The sequence below is a fragment of the Sphingomonas sp. PAMC 26617 genome, assembly GCF_000242835.1.
Classification (GTDB): domain Bacteria; phylum Pseudomonadota; class Alphaproteobacteria; order Sphingomonadales; family Sphingomonadaceae; genus Sphingomonas.
Window position 1 is genome coordinate 824,770 of the sequence record NZ_JH594425.1, and the last position, 17,097, is coordinate 841,866.

Genomic DNA, 17,097 nt, shown 5'->3' on the forward strand with positions numbered 1-17,097 from the left:
AACGCCCCCGCTATCCCCCGCGCTTGAGCGGGCCGAGGTCGATCCCGAGCCGCTTGACCCGGTAATAGAAGGTCTTGCGCGGTATTCCGAGCTGTTCGATCGCCGCGCCGACTTCGCCCCCGGCCTGCGCCATCGCCGCAATGATCGCCGCGCGCTCGAACGCGTCGAGCCGTTCGGGGAGACTTGCCGGGCGGTCGTCCGACGCTTCGCCAACAGGATCGAGCCCGAGCACGAAGCGCTCGGCGAAATGCGCAAGCTCGCGGACATTGCCCGGCCAGTCGTGCGTCGCGAGCCGGTGCTGGACCGCCGCCGTCTCATCGGCGGGACCGGTCGCGCGATCCGCCGTGCGCCCTGCGCGACGAAATGCGCGAACAGCGGGACGACATCCTCGCGGCGTTCGCGCAGCGGCGGCATGCGCAGCCGCACCGCCGCCACGCGGTACAGCAACGCGGGTGCGATCGCATCCTCGGCCCGCGCGCCTTCCTCGGCTGCGGTGGCGATGATCCGCAGGTCGATCGGGATCGCGTCGCGCGCACCCGGCGTCACCAGCGCGCGCGCCTCGACCAGCGCGGTCAGCCGCGCCTGCAGGCCACGCGAGGCGTGATCGAGATCGTCGAGCAGCACCGTCCCCCGGCTCGCCGCGACCACGCTGCCGGTGCCGACGCGCGCGAACAGGTCGGTGTCGAGCAGCGCATCGGGATAGGCCGCGCACGCCACCCCGAGCAGCCGGTGCCGCCGCCGCTTGCCCGCCGCGTGGATCCGCCGCGCGAGCAGCGCCTTGCCCGTCCCCGTCTCGCCTTCGATCAGCAGATCGATATCCGCATCGGCGAGCGTCGGGATCATCGCGCGCAATCGCTCGATCGCGGGGGACGTGCCGATCAGGCCATCGTCGGCATCCTCCTGCGCCGCTGCGCGCAGTTGCCGGTTGTCGAGCTCGAGCGCGCGCGCCGTTGACGCCCGCGCCACCGCGGCGAGCAGCACGTCCGGGTCGAACGGCTTTGTCAGGAAATCCCACGCGCCCGCCTTGAGCGCCGCGACCGCCATGGTCACGTCGCCATGCCCGGTGATGAGGATGACCGGCAGTGTCGGATCGCGCGTGCGCAACAGCTCGAACACTTCGGTTCCCGACATATGCGGCAACCGCACGTCGGTGACGACTACGCCCGTGAAATCGGCCTGGATCGCGGCGAGCGCGGGGGCGGCGCTGGGATAGGCGTCGACCGCGAACCCCGCGAGCGTCAGCAACTGCGTCGTCGAGACGCGCAGGTCCTCGTCGTCCTCGATCAACGCGACGCGCGGCAGCGGCGCGGTCACAGCGCGCGCCGCAGCAGGATTTCGAAACACGCGCCACCGGAAGCGGGCACATGCCGCAGGCTTCCGCCGAGATCCTCCATGATGTCCTTCGCGATCACCAGCCCGAGCCCGAGCCCGGCGGGTCGGCTGGTGGCGAACGGCGTAAACAGCCGTTCGAGGATCTCGGGCGCGATCCCTGGGCCGGTGTCGCTGATCCGCACCGCGACCGTGTCGCTCCCCGATTTCACCGTCACCGTGATCCCGGGCGCATCCTGCCCCTGGACCGCCTCGCTCGCATTCTGGAGCAAATTGACGAACACCTGTTCGAGCCGGATCCGCCCCGCGATCACGCGGAGGTCGGGCGCGACCTGCGGCCAGTCCACCGCGACCCGGGAGAGCGGTTCGCGCAGCAGCAATTGCGCGCCCTCGATCACCTCGACCAACGCGACCGGGCCGATCTCGCCGCTCGCCTTGCGTGAGAAGCCGCGCAGTTGCGCGGTAACGGTGCCGATCCGCTCGGTCAGCCGCGCGATCGCGCGCAGGTTGCCGCGCACCTCCTCGGTCGCGCCGCGGTCGAGCAGCGTCTCGCCGGTCGCGGCATAGGTGCGGATCGCGGCGACGGGCTGCGCGGTTTCATGCGCGACGCTTGCGGTAATCTGCCCGAGCGTCGCGAGCCGGTTGGCCTGGCGCAACGCCTCCCGCAGCGTCGCGGCGCGGGTTTCGAGCAAGGCGCGTTCCTCGATCTCGCGGCGGAGCAGGGCAGTGCGGTCCGCGACCGCACGTTCGAGCAGACTGGTGCGATCGGCGCGCCGCCGCGCGCGCGACCAGGCGGCTTGCGCGAGCCACAGCACCGCGAGCATCAGCGCCCCCGCCACCAGCGCCGCCGCGCGCGCGACATCATCCACCGCCACCCGGCTCGGTTGCGCAAGCGCGACCCGCCAGCCCGCCGCATCGGGCTTGGTCCGTGCGACGAGCAGCGCGCCTTTCTCGCCGGGGATGCGGATGCGGCCATCGTCCCCCGCGCGGAACGGCGGCTGGGTGAGCGTCGGCGCGCCGCTGACGCGCAATTCGGTCGCGCGCTCGGCGGGGGCCAGCGGTCGGGTCGTGGCGAAACGCCAGCCGGGGCGGCTCGCGATCAGGATTAGCCCGGCGGAATCGGTGACGAACGTCACGCCCCCCGCCGCCGCCCATTGCCGCTCGAGCGAATCGAAATCGAGCTTCACCACGACCACGCCCCCGCCGATGGTCCCGCGCGCGAGGTACAGACCCGGGCGATTGCTGACCGTACCCAGCGCGAACTGGCGCCCTTCCGCGCCGCGCCGTGCCTGCTGGAAATAGGGCCGGAAGCGATAGTCGCTGCCGACGAAGCTGCGCGTGCTGCGCCAGTTGCTCGCCGCGATCGCATGGCCGTCCGGCGCGATCACGTACATCACCGCCGCCCCGGTAATGCCGGCGAGCCGCTCGAGTTTCCGATCGAGCGCCCCGGTCGCCCCTGCCCCGCCCGCCAGCGCGGCGACGACGTCGCGGTCGTCCGCCAGCGCCAGCGGCAGCAGGCGGAACCGCGCGATCTCGCTCGCGAGCAATGCCGCCCGCAAGCGCGCGTCCGACGCGACCGAGGCGGCGAGCCGGTTGCGGGCCGCAGCGCCGACCACCATGCCGACGCCCCAGGCACTTCCCAACACCAGCAGCAGCGCGGCAAAAAGCGCGGCGAGTCGCTGCCAGGGGATCGCACGGACCATGCCCGATCCTACCAACCGCCGGAGATTGTGCAACTTTCTGCACATTGCCGGCTGTGCGGTGGCAGGAACTGGCGCAGCCGCACACAGGGCAATGGCGCTAGTATACTGATTTATGGCGATTTTATCAAATTCTGGAAATCACGTCTCCCCGCACGTCGGACACGGCGATACTGATCCCCACAGGTATCGCCGCAGAGCAGAACCTCGCGACCAGAGGATGAAGGCCCCCATGACCATTTCGATTCCCGCCGCCGGCGACCAGCCGCCCGCCGCCCCCAAGCGGTGGTATGCGCAGCTCTATTTCCAGGTGCTCACCGCAATCGTCGCGGGCGTGCTGCTCGGCCATTTCGCTCCGCACGCGGGCGAGGCGATGAAGCCGATCGGCGATGCGTTCATCAAGGCGGTCAAGATGGTGATCGCGCCGGTCATCTTCCTGACGATTGTGACCGGCATCGCCGGGATGCGCGATCTCGCCTCGGTCGGGCGCGTCGCGGGCAAGGCCTTCGCCTATTTTCTGTTCTTCTCGACGCTCGCGCTGATCATCGGGATGATCGTCGCCAACGTCGTGCGCCCTGGCGCGGGGCTCAACATCGACCCCGCCTCGCTCGATACCTCCAAGATCACCGAATATGCCGAAAAGGCGCATGAAACGACGCTGACCGGCTTCCTCACCAGCATCATTCCCGACACCTTCCTGTCGGCGATGACGCAGGGGAACATCCTGCAGGTGCTGTTCATCTCGATCCTGTTCGGGATCGCGCTCGCGCTGATCGGCGACCGCGGCACCAAGGTGGTCGACCTGCTCAACGACGTGTCGATCGCCTTCTTCCGGCTGGTCGGCATCGTGATGCGCGCGGCACCGATCGGTGCGTTCGGTGCGATGGCATTCACGATCGGCAAATACGGCGTCGGCACACTCGCCAATCTCGCGACGCTGGTCGCCACCTTCTACGGCACGTCGCTGCTGTTCGTGCTGGTCGTGCTCGGGCTTGTCGCGCGGTTTACCGGCTTCTCGATCATCAAGCTGATCATCTACCTCAAGGCCGAACTGCTCCTGGTGCTCGGCACCTCGTCGTCGGAAAGCGCATTGCCCTCGCTGATCGAGAAGATGGAGCGCGCGGGCTGCCCCAAGTCGATCGTCGGGCTGGTCGTGCCGACCGGCTACAGCTTCAACCTCGACGGCACCAACATCTACATGACGCTGGCCGCGCTGTTCATCGCGCAGGCGTGCAACGTCGACCTGACGCTGGGGCAGCAGTTGCTGCTGCTGAGCGTCGCGATGCTGTCGTCGAAGGGCGCGGCGGGCGTGACCGGTGCCGGGTTCATCACCCTCGCCGCAACGCTGTCGATCGTGCCGTCGGTGCCGGTCGCGGGGATGGCGCTGATCCTCGGGGTCGATCGCTTCATGTCCGAGTGTCGCAGCCTGACCAACTTCATCGGCAATGCGGTCGCGACCGTCGTCGTGTCGAAGTGGGAGGGCAAGCTCGACGTCGAGCAGCTCAACGCCGCGCTCTCGGGCAAGGTGCTTCCGGCGCCGGCCGTCTCGTCCGCCCCTGCCGCGCTTAGCGTCGCCAACTAAGCGCCAAAGGACTTTTCATGACACATCTTTCGCGGCTGCGCGCCGCCACGGCCATCCTCGTGCCTTTCGCCGGCCTCGTCCTCGCCCCTTCGTCGGCGCTCGCACAGGCAAGTTCGGTCGAAAAGGCCCCCGCCACCCCGATCGCGACGGGCTATCCCGCCGCCGGATCGGGCGATGGCGCGAACGCCAACGGGTACAATTTGTCGCGCTGGGCCGAGGACTGGCGCGGCATGGCGGACCCGGCGAAGCGCGACGATCCGCTCGACCGGCTCAAGTTCCTGCCGCTCGACTCGAATGGCGACATCTACCTGACGCTGTCGGGTGAAGCGCGGCTGCGGATGAACCACACCACCAACCCCAATCTCCGCGAGAGCAAGGCGCAGCGGCAGGACATTCTGCGGCTCGTCGGCGGTGCCGACCTGCACGTGGGGTCGCATCTGCGCGGCTATATCGAAGTCGCGCATGGCGGGATTTCGGGTGTCGAACTCGGCGCGCCCGCCGCGACGCTGCGCAACGACCTCGCGGTCCAGCAGGCGTTCGTCGAGGGTGACGTCGACGTCGGCTCGGTCCAGCTCGGCGCGCGATACGGGCGGCAGGAATTCACCGACGGCCCCAACCTGCTCGTCTCGCAACGCGACAACAACACGATCCGCTATACGCTCAACGGCATCCGGCTGTGGGCCAAGGGCAAGACCGTCCGCGCCGACCTGTTCGATCTCAAGCCGACCGCATATGGCGATCTCGGGACCGAGGACGACATCAGCGATCCTGCGCGGCGCTTCTCGGGCGTGTCGCTCGGCTTCGCGGTGCCGAAAACGGCGTTCGGCGGGTCGAGCCTCTTCGTCGACCCGTTCTTCTGGCGGCGCAAGAATTCGGTCGGCGCCTGGGGCGGGCGGATCGGCCCGGCGGAGCGGTTCTACGCGGGCGTCCATGCCTATGGCGACGCCGGGCCGCTGACGATCGACTGGACCGTCAACCATCAGTTCGGCACCTATATCGACCAGCGGATCGATGCGTGGCAGTTCTTCGTCGCGCAGACCTACCGCGTCGGCAAGGCCAAGACCGCCCCGCGCGTCGGCGTGCATTTCGATTATTCGAGCGGTGGCGGCGGCTATGGCGGGCAGACGCTGCGCAACGCCTATGCGCCGTTCGGGAACAACATCTATTACAGCTACCAATTGTTCCTGACGCCGTCGAACCTCGTCACGCTCGCGCCGAACGTGACGGTCTCCCCCGCCAAGTCGCTGCGGGTGACGGCGGAATATGCGCTCAATTGGCGTGCCAACGTCACCGATGCGGTGTATCGCGCCAGCGGTGCCCCGTTTGCCGGGACGCAGAACTTCCGCGCCGCGCGGATTGCCAACGTCTCGCGGTTGCAGGCGGTGTGGGCGGTAACGCCGCGGGTCTCGGTGACCGGGCGCTACGAACATCTCGCCGCCGGGCCGGCGCCCAGGGATGCTGGCTTCAAGAGCTCCGATTTCCTCGCCGGCTGGATCAGCCTGCGCTTCTAAGAAAAGGACCCCCGCCATCGTTCATGCCATCCATGCCGCCGCGCGTGCGCTGCTCGCCGATCCGCTGACCAACAAGGGCACCGCCTTTACCGAGGCGGAGCGCGATGCGTTCGGGCTGCACGGGCTGCTCCCGCCGCACATCGGGACGCTGGAAAGCCAGATCGACCGGCGGACGCGCGCGCTCGACGGGATGGCGGACGATTTCCACCGCTATGCCTTCCTCCGTGAACTCCAGGATTCGAACGAGATCCTGTTCCACGCGCTGGTCCAGCGGGACCTGCCGCGGATGCTCCCGCTGATCTACACGCCGACCGTCGGCGAAGGGTGCGAGCGATTCAGCGAGATCTGGCACCGCCCGCGCGGGCTGTTCCTGAGCTACCCCAACCAGCACCGGATCGCGGACATCCTCGCGGACCCGGCGTTCGACCGGGTCAAGGTGATCGTGGTCAGCGACGGCGAACGCATCCTCGGGCTCGGTGACCAAGGCGCGGGCGGGATGGGCATCCCGATCGGCAAGCTCGCGCTCTACACCGCGTGCGCCGGGCTGCATCCGGCAGAAGTGCTGCCGATCCTGCTCGACGTCGGGACCGACAATGCCGCGCGGCGCGATGATCCGTTGTATGTCGGCTGGCGGCATGCGCGAGTCCGCGGCGACGAATATGACGGCTTCCTCGAGAGCTTCGTTTCGGCGGTGTCCGCGCGCTGGCCGAACGTGCTGCTGCAATGGGAGGATTTCGCCGGCCACAACGCGCATCGCCTGCTCGATCGCTATCGCGACCGGCTGCTCAGCTTCAACGACGATATCCAAGGCACCGCCGCGACCGCGCTGGGCACGTTGCTGTCGGCGATCCGGCGGACCGGCGGCGCGCTTGCGGACCAGCGGATCGTGCTGTTCGGCGCAGGCGCTGCAGGATGCGGAATCGGCGAGCTGCTCGTCCGCGCGATGGTTGCAGATGGCCTGAGCGATGCCGAAGCACGTACGCGGATCTGGGCGGTCGATCGCGACGGGCTGGTCGCCGCCGGCATGCCGGGGCTGACCCCGTCGCAGACGGCGCTCGCGCGGCACGAGACCGACATCCCGATTCCGCTCGACCTGCTCGGCACGGTCGAGCGGATCCGGCCGACCGTGCTGGTCGGCACCTCGGGCCAGAGCGGCGCGTTCGGCGAGGCGGTGGTGCGCGCGATGGCGGCGGGCGTCGAGCATCCGATCCTGTTCCCGCTGTCCAACCCGATCTCGCGCGCCGAGGCGCATCCGGCGGACCTGTTCGACTGGACCGACGGTCGCGCGATCGTCGGCACCGGCAGTCCGTTCGGCGTGGCGGGCGTGACGCAGGTCAACAATGTCTTCATCTTCCCCGGCGTCGGGCTCGGCGCGCTCGCGGTGGGCGCGCGGAGCGTGACCGAGGGCATGTTCATGGCCGCCGCGCGCGAACTCGCGACGATGGACGGCGAAGGCGGCACCCTGCTCCCGCCGATCACCCGGTTGCGCGACATCGCACTGCGCATCGCCACCGCGGTCGCACGGCAGGCGATCGCCGAGGGAGTCGCGCAACCCGAGTGCCGCGTCATCCAGGAGAGCGACATCGCCGCGACGATGTGGGCGGCGCACTACGATTGAGCCGCGTCGCTGATCGACTGCGTTGGGTGCAGCCGATGCGCCGCGTGCAGCGTTGGCTGCGCTGATGGCTGTATCGATTGCTCTTCGCTGGGTGCGCCGGATCGTGGTGCTCGCCTTCTGTGCCGCGGTCGCGCTGGTGCTGTTCGCCTTGTTCCGCCCGCCGCCGCAGGATCTGCCGTGGACCCCGCTCCGGCTCGACCAGCCTGCCGGTCTGTTCACCGGGCGCAAGATCGTCGCGCTCGGGCGCGATGCGAGCGCGTGCCGGGCCGTGCTGAAAGACGCTGGCTTGCGCTTTACGGCGGTGACCCCGCGCGGCCCCGAGGCGTGCCGCGTCGGGAACAGCGTCCGGATCGCGCCGCGCCAGGACATGCTGACGCTAACCCCCATCGTCGCGACCGCCTGCCCGGTCGCCGCCGGGCTGCTGGTGTGGCAGGCGCAGGTCGTCCAGCCCGCCGCGCAACGCCTACTGGGCACGACGGTGGCGCGGATCGAGCATTTCGGGAGCTATGCGTGTCGCCGGATGTACGGGCGATCCGAGGGCAATTGGAGCGAGCATTCGACCGGCAATGCCATCGACATCAGCGCGTTCGTGCTCGCGGACGGGCGGCGCGTGTCGGTGCTGCGCGACTGGTCGAAGGGCAATGCGCGCGGGCGCTTCCTCCACGCGGTGCGCGACGGCGGGTGCCCACTGTTCGCGACGATCCTGTCGCCCGACTATAACGCCGCGCACCGCGACCACCTCCATCTCGACCAGGCGGATCGCGGCGACATGGGTTGGCGCGCCTGTCGCTGAACGGGGGCGTCCAGCCCGCGCCCCCTTGCGCGGGATCGTTCACACGCTAAGCCCTGCGGCGGACGAAGGGCCTGGCACGCGCCTTATTGTGAACACCCGACGGACGCAGGAGACCTGATGCATTTCAGAGCGTTGCCTCAATCCGCAGGACGTATCGCACGGCAGCTTGGGTTGGCCGCGGCCCCGCTCGTCGCGCTGGCTGCGCCCGTCGCCGCGTCCGCCGCCTCCTCCTCGTTCGACCTGGCTGGCCCAAACGTCGTCGTTTCGGTGCGCCACGGGACGGTGACGCTCCCGCTCGAAGCGGTGCCCAATCTCGTCGAAGGCGACGTCGTCTCGATCAAGCTCGACCTTCCGCCCGAGCAGACCGAGGGCTTCCGGATCGTCGCAGGCTTCCTGCGTGGCGCGATCGACCGGCCGGCGAAGGACTGGTTCCACGAGGCGCACAGCCGCAAGGGCAAGAGCGCGGACTTCTCGCTGACCGTCCCCAAGGGCGCGCAGCAGATGGCGCTGCTCGTCATCCCAGAAAGCGGCGGCGGCGCGAATGCGGTGATCAGCACCGTTCGCAAGCGCCCCGGCGCGTTCGTCCGCGCGGTGCAGGAGCTCAACCAGGCGACGCTCGACCGCGCCCGGCTCGACGCGTTCCTGCGCGAGACGTTGAAGGCCGAACGGCAGAATCCCGAGAGCGTCTCCGCCGCGTCGCAGGTGCTGACGCGCAGCCTCGCGATCAAGCTCAAGGCGGAATGCCTCCAGCAACCCGCCGAACTCCAGGCTGCCTGCCTGACCGGCGACCGCGAGACGCTGTTGCTCGCGGATACGCACAGCTCCGCGCTCGCCTCGACGCTCGCGGGCGCGCCGACCGACCTCGCGTTCCAGCTCAGCGCGACCCCGCAGGCGGGCTATGGCTCGTACAGTTCGTATATCGGCGTAGTGCGTGACATGTTCCGCTTGCTCGGCGCGTTCCAATCGACGCAACTGCAGTTCATCCCCGCGCTGGCGCAGATCGGCAACGGCCGCGCGACATTGTTGCTCAACACGCCGCTGTCCTTCGCCAAGCCGACCTCGGTGATGGTCGTCGCGATGCCAGCGATCGAGGCGCCCAAGCCGCCGCCGCTGCGCCCCTCCACGCCCGACATTGCTTTGTGCGCCGCGCCCGGACTGGTGCTGCCGGTGGAAGGCGCACCGCTGATCTACGCCACGCAGTTCGCGCGCGACATGACGCTGCGCTTGAAGCGCCCGGACGGGACGCTGGTCGACGTGCCGGTCCATGCCGATGCGCGGCGTGGCGGCTATGTCCTCGATGCCGCCCTGCCCGCGGGGCCGTTCGGCGGGGCGATCCCCGCGCAGCTCCACGGCATCTGGGGATTCGCGCCGTTCGAGGGGCCGAGTTTCGCGCTCTCCAACCCCGCGCTCAATGCGTGGAAGACCGCCGAGGGCACTTCGCTGGTGGTCGGCCGCCCGAACGACGTCGAGATCCTCGGCGGGGGCGCGGGCTGCGTGACGCAGGTGTCGCTCCGGCGTGGCGACGGCGCGGCGAAGCCGGTGACGTGGAAACAGGCGGGCACGCGCGGGATCGTCGCGACGCTGCCACTCGACAAGACCGCGCCCGGTGCGGTGTCGGTCGTGATCGAGGGGGCTGCCGGGACGACGCCCGCGGTGATCACGCTGTCCGCGCTGCAGGAGGCAGGGAGCGTCGACGACCTCACCTTCCACGCCGGCGACGACGAGGCGGTGCTGACCGGCGCGCGGCTCGACCAGGTCAAGGCGATGACGATCGGGCCGCTTGCCTTCCACCCGGGCGGGCTGACGCGAGTCGACAACCAGGACCGGCTGACGCTGCTCGCGGACGATTCCGCGAAGGCGCAGACGATCGGCGCGGGGACGAGCCTGACCGCAGAGGTCACGTTCAGCGCGGGGCGGCGCAAGACCGTGCCCGTCACGGTCGGCGGACGCCGGACCGGGGCGACGCTGGTACGGATCGCGGGACAGGTCCCCGCGCATGACGGCATCGTGCCGATCACGCTGAGCAACCCCGACGTATTCGCGCAGGACGCGCGGATCAGCTTCGCCTTCCACAAGGACGGCATGGAACCGCTCGACGGGCAGGAAACGATCGAAATCGCCACCGCCGACGGACGCGCGACGGGAACGATCAAGGCGGGCAAGGGCTATGACCTGCAGGATGCGACGACCGGGATCGTCGCGTTTGCGCCGACCGAGACGCTTGGCGCGCTGGCCTATGGCCCGGTCCGCTTCCGCATCTGGCATGACGATGCGCCCTCGAACTGGACCGCGCTCGCGACGATCGTGCGCTTGCCCGACATCCGTTCGGTGAGCTGCCCCGCGCGCGACAAGTGCCAGGTCGCGGGAGACCGGCTGTTCCTCATCAAGGCGATCGGCGCGAGCGAACAGGCCGATACGTTGCAGGCGATTCCGGATGGTTTCGTCAATCCGCGGATCACGACCGCGGCGGCGCGCGACGGGCGAATCGTCCTGCAGTTGCGCGATGCGCCGACGGTCTTCGCGAGTGTGACGGCGGGGAAGTAGCGGGGTCGGAACGCAGCGCGTTCCTTCCAGCAGGCGCTTACCCGGCGAAGCCCGGGGCCCAGCAGTGATCGCCGAGGTACCGTGACGCAGTCGCTCGCAATCTCCCGTCTGGCTATTGGGCCCCGGCCTTCGCCGGGGAAGCACACGGGAGGATTGCAATCCTTTCAGCCATACCGGATCGCCACAAGGCTCGTATTGTCGCTCCCGTCGCGCGCGAGTGCGTTCGCGATCAGCGTATCGGCCAGTGCATCAAGCGACCCCGCCGCCACCAAATCGTGATCGTGCAACGACCGCGACAGGCCGTCCGAGCAGAGCAGCAGCAGATCGCCGGGCAGCAACCCCACCACCACCGTCGCCACGTCGAGCGCAAGCGCGACGCCGAGCGCGCGCGTGACGACATTCGCGCGTGGGTGTCGCACCGCCGCCTCGACGCTGAGCAAGCCCGCGTCGATCAGGTCCTGCACGAAACTATGGTCGTGCGTCAGTTGCCGTACCGCCCCGCCGCGCACCAGATACGCGCGGCTGTCGCCGACCCAGGCGATCGTCGCGGTCGCGTCGGGCGCGATCTGCGCGGCGACGACGGTCGACCCGGCATCGCTCCCGAGCGCGCCGTTGCGCGCGACGATCGCGGCGTTGGCGGCATGGATCGCGCCGATCAGCGCAGGTGCATCGGGCGCATCCCCGCCCGCCACCAACGCGCGCAACGCGGTGACGATCGTCTGCGCGGCGATGTCCCCGCCGGCGTGGCCGCCCATCCCGTCGGCGACCCCCCACAGGCCATGATCGGGGCAATCGAACACGCGATCCTCGTTGATCGCGCGGACTCGCCCGACGTGCGACCGCGCGACCGACTGGCCCGCGAACGCGCCACCCGCAACGCGCGAGGCTACGGCGGGCATCATGCCGGCTCCGCGGGCGACGGGCTGTTCGACTGCGCCTCGGCCGCGTCATACGCCGCGACGAACGCGCGCTCGAGCGACCCGCCGCTGCCCTGGTCGAGCTGCCCGGTCAGATCGCCATGCCGCCGCGCGACTTCCTCGGCCTGCAAGGCGGTGCGGCTCTTGAGCATCGACGCGCGCGGCGCGACCGCCGCGTCGAGCGCGACGGGATCGAACGTGTCGATCGCCGCGCGCAGGCTGCCGTGGAGCCCGGCGAAGGTCGCGATCAGATGGCGTTTGACGTCGCGGAACGACACCTGCAACGCCGCCGGTCCCGACAGGAAATTGCCCGATCCCGCCAGCAGCAGGTCGATCGCGAGCCGCTGCGTCGGCGCCCATTTGAACGGATTGTTGTTGGCTCCGCCGATCGTCGTGCGCGACAGCTTGTACTGGCCGCGCGCGCGGTCACGCTCCGCCATCAGGTCGCCGACGCCGAGCACCATCTGCCGGTACACCGCGCCCGCGCGGCGCATGATTTCGGCCGGGTCCTCGCTCGAAAGCAACGAGGCGTCGAGCCCTGCCCCCTCACAAAACGCCTCGAGCAGCGATTCCCCGCCGAACCCGGCGAAGGACGCGCCGTCGCTCCAGTCGTCGGGCACCGCGACCGACGAACCGAGCGGCGGGGTCAGCACCATCGTCCGCGCGGCATCGACCGTATCGTCGCCATGCGGCGCGCGGCTTGCCTTCAGGCGGAACCGGCCGAAGCGGATCGTCGACGGGATCTCCACCGCGACGTCGGTGGCATCGGGAAAGCGCCTGCCGGTCGTATCGTCAAACACGCCGTTCGCGCCGAGCGACCGCAGCCGCAGTTCGTCCGCGACCACCGCGAGTTCGCAGTGCGACCGCGACAGTTCGCAATCAGGATCGGCGATCGTCCAGTCCGCCGCGCTGTCGCGCCCGATCCGGATCAGGCCGTCGCGCATCAGCCGCGCGTCGATCGGCTGGAGTTCGTTCGCGGCATCGAACAGTTGCAGCATGTACATCGGGCAGCCTCCCTTCAGGCAGCGCGTCTGGCGGGCGCGACGCGCGTCGCGAGCATCGCCGCCTCGCCTTCGTCCTCGCCCGACAGGCGCGGTTCGATCGCGGCAGCGGTGCGGTTGAACGCCTCGAACACCGCGCCGAATTCATCTCCACGCCGGTCCGAGATGCGCAGTGCGAACGACGCGCTCGCCGCATCGTCGAGCGCCTTGCGCAACCGGCCAAGCGGGCGCGCGACCATCGCGCCGCTGAGATAGCCGACCAGCAGCACCGCGAGCATCACCACCGCGCTCAACAGCAGCAGCGACGTACGCGCGCCCGCGAGCGCGGCGTCGAGCCCGGTGCGCCGCACGACGAGATCGACCGTCCCGAACCGCGCGCCGGCATAGACGATCGGGTGCACGAAGCGGATCCCCGCCCCGCGCCCGCTGTCCGCGACACCGCTGACCTGTGAATCGCCCGCGCGTTCCATCACCGGCTCGCCCGAGGCGGGGCGATACCTTTGGCCGACCAGCTTCGCGTCGCCCGCCGCACGGATCGTCCCGCCGCTGTCGGTGACGATCAGGTCACGGATCGCGGGGTCGCGGCTCGCGGTGACCGCGAACGCCTGGAGTGCAGACCAGTCCTGCTCGCCCGCCGCCAGCCCGGCATTCTCGGCGGCGAGGACCGCCGCGTTGTTGGTGACGAACGACGCGATCGACCCGCCCGAGGTGATCGCCATATGTTCGAGCGTGCCGCGTTCGCGCGTCATGGTCGTCGTCGTGCACGCCACCAGCGCCGCCGCGGTGACGAGCGACAGCGCGAGCGGCAGCTTGATCCGCAACGACAGGCCGCGCCGCCCGACCGGCTTGTCGGCATGCGCCGCAAGCTCCTGCGCGAGCGCGCGTTCGAGCGCCTCGCCGGTCGCGAACCGCTGTTCGGGCTTCTTCGCGAGCAGCTTGTCGATCACGAAGCGCAGCCCCGGTGGGCAATCGCCGACGTTGCGGTCGATCGGCTCGACCTTCTCCTGCGCGATCTGGATCGCGAGCGTTGCGAGCGCAGTGCCCGGGAAGGCGACCTTTCCCGTCACCATCTCGTACAGCACGACCCCGAGCGAAAACAGGTCGGAACGCTGGTCGACCGGCAGCCCGAGCGCCTGCTCGGGGCTCATGTAGCGCGGCGTGCCGATCAGCTGGCCGACCTGCGTCCGGCCGAGCTGCGCATCGGCGGCGATCGGATCGAGCTCGCCGATCCGCGCGACGCCGAAATCGAGCAGCTTGGCGGTCCTGCCGTCCGACGACAGCAGGATGTTGGAGGGCTTGATGTCGCGGTGGACGACTCCTGCGCGATGCGCATAGGCAAGCGCGCTCGCAAGCTGCTGGCCGATCGCGAGGACGCGCTCGTACGGCATCCGCCCCTGCGCCTGGAGCGCGACGTCGAGCGGCTGGCCGTCGACCAGTTCCATCGCGATATAGGCGACCCCGTCGGTCTCGCCGACGTCGTAGATCGTCGCGATGTTGGCGTGGGAGAGCGCGCCCGCCGCGCGCGCCTCGCGCAGGAAGCGTGCGCCGATCTCGCGGTCGCGCGCGAAATCGGGCTTGAGCACCTTGATCGCGACCTGCCGGTCGATCTCGGGGTCGTGCGCGCGATACACCTCGGCCATCGCGCCTTCGCCGAGGCAATCGTCGATCCGGTAGCGGCCGAGCCTGTTCATCGCCGTGCCTTCACGGTCGCCGCGATCCGCTCGGCGCGCGCACGATCGCGCGCGATCATCGGGTTCGCCGGGTCGAGCGCGGACGCACGCCGCAGCAACGCGACCGCGCGCGCGACATTTCCCTGGTTGAGCGCGGCAAGCCCAGCCGCACGGAGCGGTCGCGCGGCGGCGGGGTTGGTCGCAGGCGCAGCGGCGGCGGGGGCAACCGGCCGCGCCGGGGTCGGCCTGGCGCGGGGACCGGCGCGGCTCAGCGCGGGATCGGCGCGACGGACCGGTTCGGGCCGGGGCGCCTCGCCGGGAATCTTCAGGCTCTGCCCGGCGGTCAGCGCGAACGGCGCGGTCAGCGCGTTGTAGCGCGCGAGCTGGTAGGCCTTGAGCCGGTTGCCGAGCAATTTATCCGCAAGCGACACGATCGTGTCCCCCGCCTGCACGGCGTAAGGATGGTTTTGCGGGCCGAGCAATTCGACGGGATCGCGATCGAGCGAATCCTGCAGCAGCCGCGCGGTCGGGTTCATCGGGTCGCGCTTGAGCAGCACCTTGAGGCGCTTGCCCGCGGTCGCGGTATCGCCGCGCAGCATCAGGTCGAAGATCGCGTCCGCCTCGGCGCTCGCGCTCACCGAGACCGGCGGCGCGGTATCCGCGCGCGGGCGCGCCGGCCCGCCCGAACAGGCGGCGAGCGTCGCCATTCCGGCGAGGACACACCCCAGCTTCCATCGACCGATCGTCATCACGCGCTTACCTTCTCGCCCTGTGCCTGAACCCCATCGCCCAGCGACAGCAGCGCGCCGAGGCTGCGCGTGTCGCGGACGAACCCTGCGAACCGCTCGGGATCGAGCGGTCGGCTGAAATAATACCCCTGGAAATGCTGGCAGCCGTGTCGGCGCAGCCACGCATATTCGGCCTGCCGCTCGACCCCTTCGGCCAGCACCTTGATGCCAAGCCCGCGCCCGAGCGCGAGGATGCTCTGGCAGATCGCCTGGCTGTCGCGGCGGCTATCGATCCCGGTGACGAATTCGCGGTCGATCTTGATCTTGTCGAACGCGAGCGCGCGGAGCGAACTGAACCCCGAATAGCCCGTCCCGAAATCGTCGACCGCGAGCTTCACGCCCATGCTGCGCAATTGCTGGAAGATCCGGCGGCAATGGTCGGCATCGTTGGTCGCGACGCTTTCGGTCAGCTCGATCTCGAGCGCGGCGGGCAAGACCCGGTGGCGCCTGAGCGTGCGCTCGACTAGGATCGGCAGGTCGTCGCGTTCGAGCTGCAACCCCGAGACGTTGACCGCGACTCGCAAGTCGCGCAGCCCCTGCGCCTGCCAGTCGGCGACACCGCGCACCGCCGTATTGAGCACCCACGCGCCGATCTCGCTCGCCAGCCCCATCGCTTCCATCACCGGCACGAACCGCGTCGGCGACACCGTGCCGCGATCGGCGCTGGTCCAGCGCAACAGTGCCTCCGCACCGACCACCCGCCCCTGGACCGCATCGATCAACGGCTGATATTCGAGCCGCATCTCGCGCCGCGTGATTGCCTGCCGCAGGTCCTGCTCGAGCCCGTAGCGATCGCGCGCGAGTTCGGCATGATCGACCGTCACGCCCGCCGCCGCCTCCGCCCCGCGCGACAGCGCGAAGGAGGCGAGCGTCCGCGCAAGGAACGCACCCGCATTCAGCCCCTCGGCATGATCGAAGGTGGCAAGCCGGAGATGCACTTGCGGGACGATCTCGCGGTCCTCGTCGATGACCGCTTCACCAAGGGCGTAGGAAATCGCGTCGAGCTCGGCCCGCGCCTCGGCTTCGGCGACCTGTTCGCCGAACCAGAGCCCGACATGCCCGCGATCGACCTGCGCGAGAAAGCGCGTCGGCGGCACCATCTTGCGCAGCCGCGCGACCGACGCCGCGAACACACGCTCGCCGAGCGCGGGGTCGAACGCGGTCAACCGCTCGAAATCCTCGAACGCGATCGCACCCAGAATCCCGCGCTGGTCCGCCGCCATCTGCGCAAGCAACGCCTCGCGCATTGGCAGGCCGCTGACCGGGTGCGCGGGCGACAGGCGGTAATCGACCGTCGCCAGCCGGTCGCCGAGCGCGGCGATCCCGTCCTCGAGCGTCGCGGAGTCGCTGTCCACTGCCGCCTGCACCTGATCGAGCGCGCGCGCGACGGTGCGCTGCAACCGCCACGTCCAGGTGAGCAGCAGCGTGGCGGTGATGCCGAACAAGACGGTCGCGGCGGTCCGCGGCGCGACCGAGGACGCGGCGACCAGGATTCCCACCGCAAGCGCGACGGTCACCAGGATCACGGTCGGGGCCGTGCGGAAGGATGCGATACGCTGCACAGGCCGCGATACCGCATCAAAGGATACGAGTCGGTTAATCGAAATGCGTCCCGATCAACGTCTTGTAGCGGGTTGTTCGCGA

The 17,097-nt window shown here is 69.7% G+C and carries 12 protein-coding genes and 1 pseudogene; 5 read left to right on the forward strand and 8 right to left on the reverse strand.

Features of this window, described 5'->3' with window-relative positions:
• Positions 1 to 10: 10 nt before the first annotated feature.
• From RH91_RS23570 to RH91_RS03430, 3 genes and pseudogenes are all read right to left on the reverse strand, one after another.
• Positions 11 to 133 (reverse strand): helix-turn-helix domain-containing protein, encoded by a 123-nt coding sequence (locus tag RH91_RS23570; protein ID WP_442852552.1) that lies wholly within the window; start codon positions 131 to 133, stop codon positions 11 to 13.
• A gap of 329 nt (positions 134 to 462) precedes the next feature.
• Positions 463 to 1,344: pseudogene (locus tag RH91_RS03425) on the reverse strand (sigma-54-dependent transcriptional regulator); the annotation flags it as partial.
• Positions 1,311 to 3,032: a sensor histidine kinase gene (locus RH91_RS03430; protein WP_010161137.1), complete on the reverse strand. Its 1,722-nt coding sequence runs from the start codon at positions 3,030 to 3,032 to the stop codon at positions 1,311 to 1,313. The pseudogene RH91_RS03425 and the gene RH91_RS03430, both read right to left, overlap by 34 nt.
• 229 nt (positions 3,033 to 3,261) lie before the next feature.
• Here RH91_RS03430 and RH91_RS03435 point away from each other — a divergent pair, with 229 nt between their 5' ends.
• From RH91_RS03435 to RH91_RS03455, 5 genes are all read left to right on the forward strand, one after another.
• Complete coding sequence (locus RH91_RS03435) at positions 3,262 to 4,611, forward strand: dicarboxylate/amino acid:cation symporter (protein WP_010161138.1); 1,350 nt, start codon at positions 3,262 to 3,264, stop codon at positions 4,609 to 4,611.
• A gap of 17 nt (positions 4,612 to 4,628) precedes the next feature.
• Positions 4,629 to 6,122, forward strand: a complete 1,494-nt coding sequence (locus RH91_RS03440; protein WP_010161139.1) for an alginate export family protein — start codon at positions 4,629 to 4,631, stop codon at positions 6,120 to 6,122.
• Positions 6,067 to 7,740, forward strand: coding sequence for an NAD-dependent malic enzyme (locus RH91_RS03445; RefSeq protein WP_010161140.1), 1,674 nt, complete (start codon positions 6,067 to 6,069; stop codon positions 7,738 to 7,740). Before RH91_RS03440 ends, RH91_RS03445 begins: the two co-directional genes overlap by 56 nt.
• Before the next feature lie 64 nt (positions 7,741 to 7,804).
• Complete coding sequence (locus RH91_RS03450; protein ID WP_051116708.1) at positions 7,805 to 8,533, forward strand: extensin-like domain-containing protein; 729 nt, start codon at positions 7,805 to 7,807, stop codon at positions 8,531 to 8,533.
• A 171-nt stretch (positions 8,534 to 8,704) separates the two neighbouring features.
• Positions 8,705 to 11,077 (forward strand): hypothetical protein, encoded by a 2,373-nt coding sequence (locus RH91_RS03455; protein ID WP_010161142.1) that lies wholly within the window; start codon positions 8,705 to 8,707, stop codon positions 11,075 to 11,077.
• Between the two features lie 164 nt (positions 11,078 to 11,241).
• Here the strand turns inward: RH91_RS03455 and RH91_RS03460 are convergent, their stop codons facing one another.
• Genes RH91_RS03460 through RH91_RS03480 form a run of 5 tightly spaced genes read right to left on the reverse strand, consistent with a single transcriptional unit; the run spans position 11,242 to position 17,015 of the window.
• Positions 11,242 to 11,979 (reverse strand): PP2C family protein-serine/threonine phosphatase, encoded by a 738-nt coding sequence (locus RH91_RS03460; protein ID WP_010161143.1) that lies wholly within the window; start codon positions 11,977 to 11,979, stop codon positions 11,242 to 11,244.
• Positions 11,976 to 12,998: a type VI secretion system-associated FHA domain protein gene (locus tag RH91_RS03465; protein ID WP_010161144.1), complete on the reverse strand. Its 1,023-nt coding sequence runs from the start codon at positions 12,996 to 12,998 to the stop codon at positions 11,976 to 11,978. Before RH91_RS03465 ends, RH91_RS03460 begins: the two co-directional genes overlap by 4 nt.
• Positions 12,999 to 13,012: 14 nt before the next feature.
• Complete coding sequence (locus RH91_RS03470; RefSeq protein ID WP_010161145.1) at positions 13,013 to 14,686, reverse strand: serine/threonine-protein kinase; 1,674 nt, start codon at positions 14,684 to 14,686, stop codon at positions 13,013 to 13,015.
• On the reverse strand, positions 14,683 to 15,414 hold the full coding sequence (locus tag RH91_RS03475; RefSeq protein WP_010161146.1) for a LysM peptidoglycan-binding domain-containing protein: 732 nt from the start codon (positions 15,412 to 15,414) through the stop codon (positions 14,683 to 14,685). Before RH91_RS03475 ends, RH91_RS03470 begins: the two co-directional genes overlap by 4 nt.
• A complete protein-coding gene (locus tag RH91_RS03480) occupies positions 15,414 to 17,015 on the reverse strand; it encodes a putative bifunctional diguanylate cyclase/phosphodiesterase (RefSeq protein WP_010161147.1) in 1,602 nt (533 codons plus the stop codon). The genes RH91_RS03475 and RH91_RS03480 overlap by 1 nt, the downstream gene beginning before the upstream one ends.
• Positions 17,016 to 17,097 lie beyond the last annotated feature (82 nt).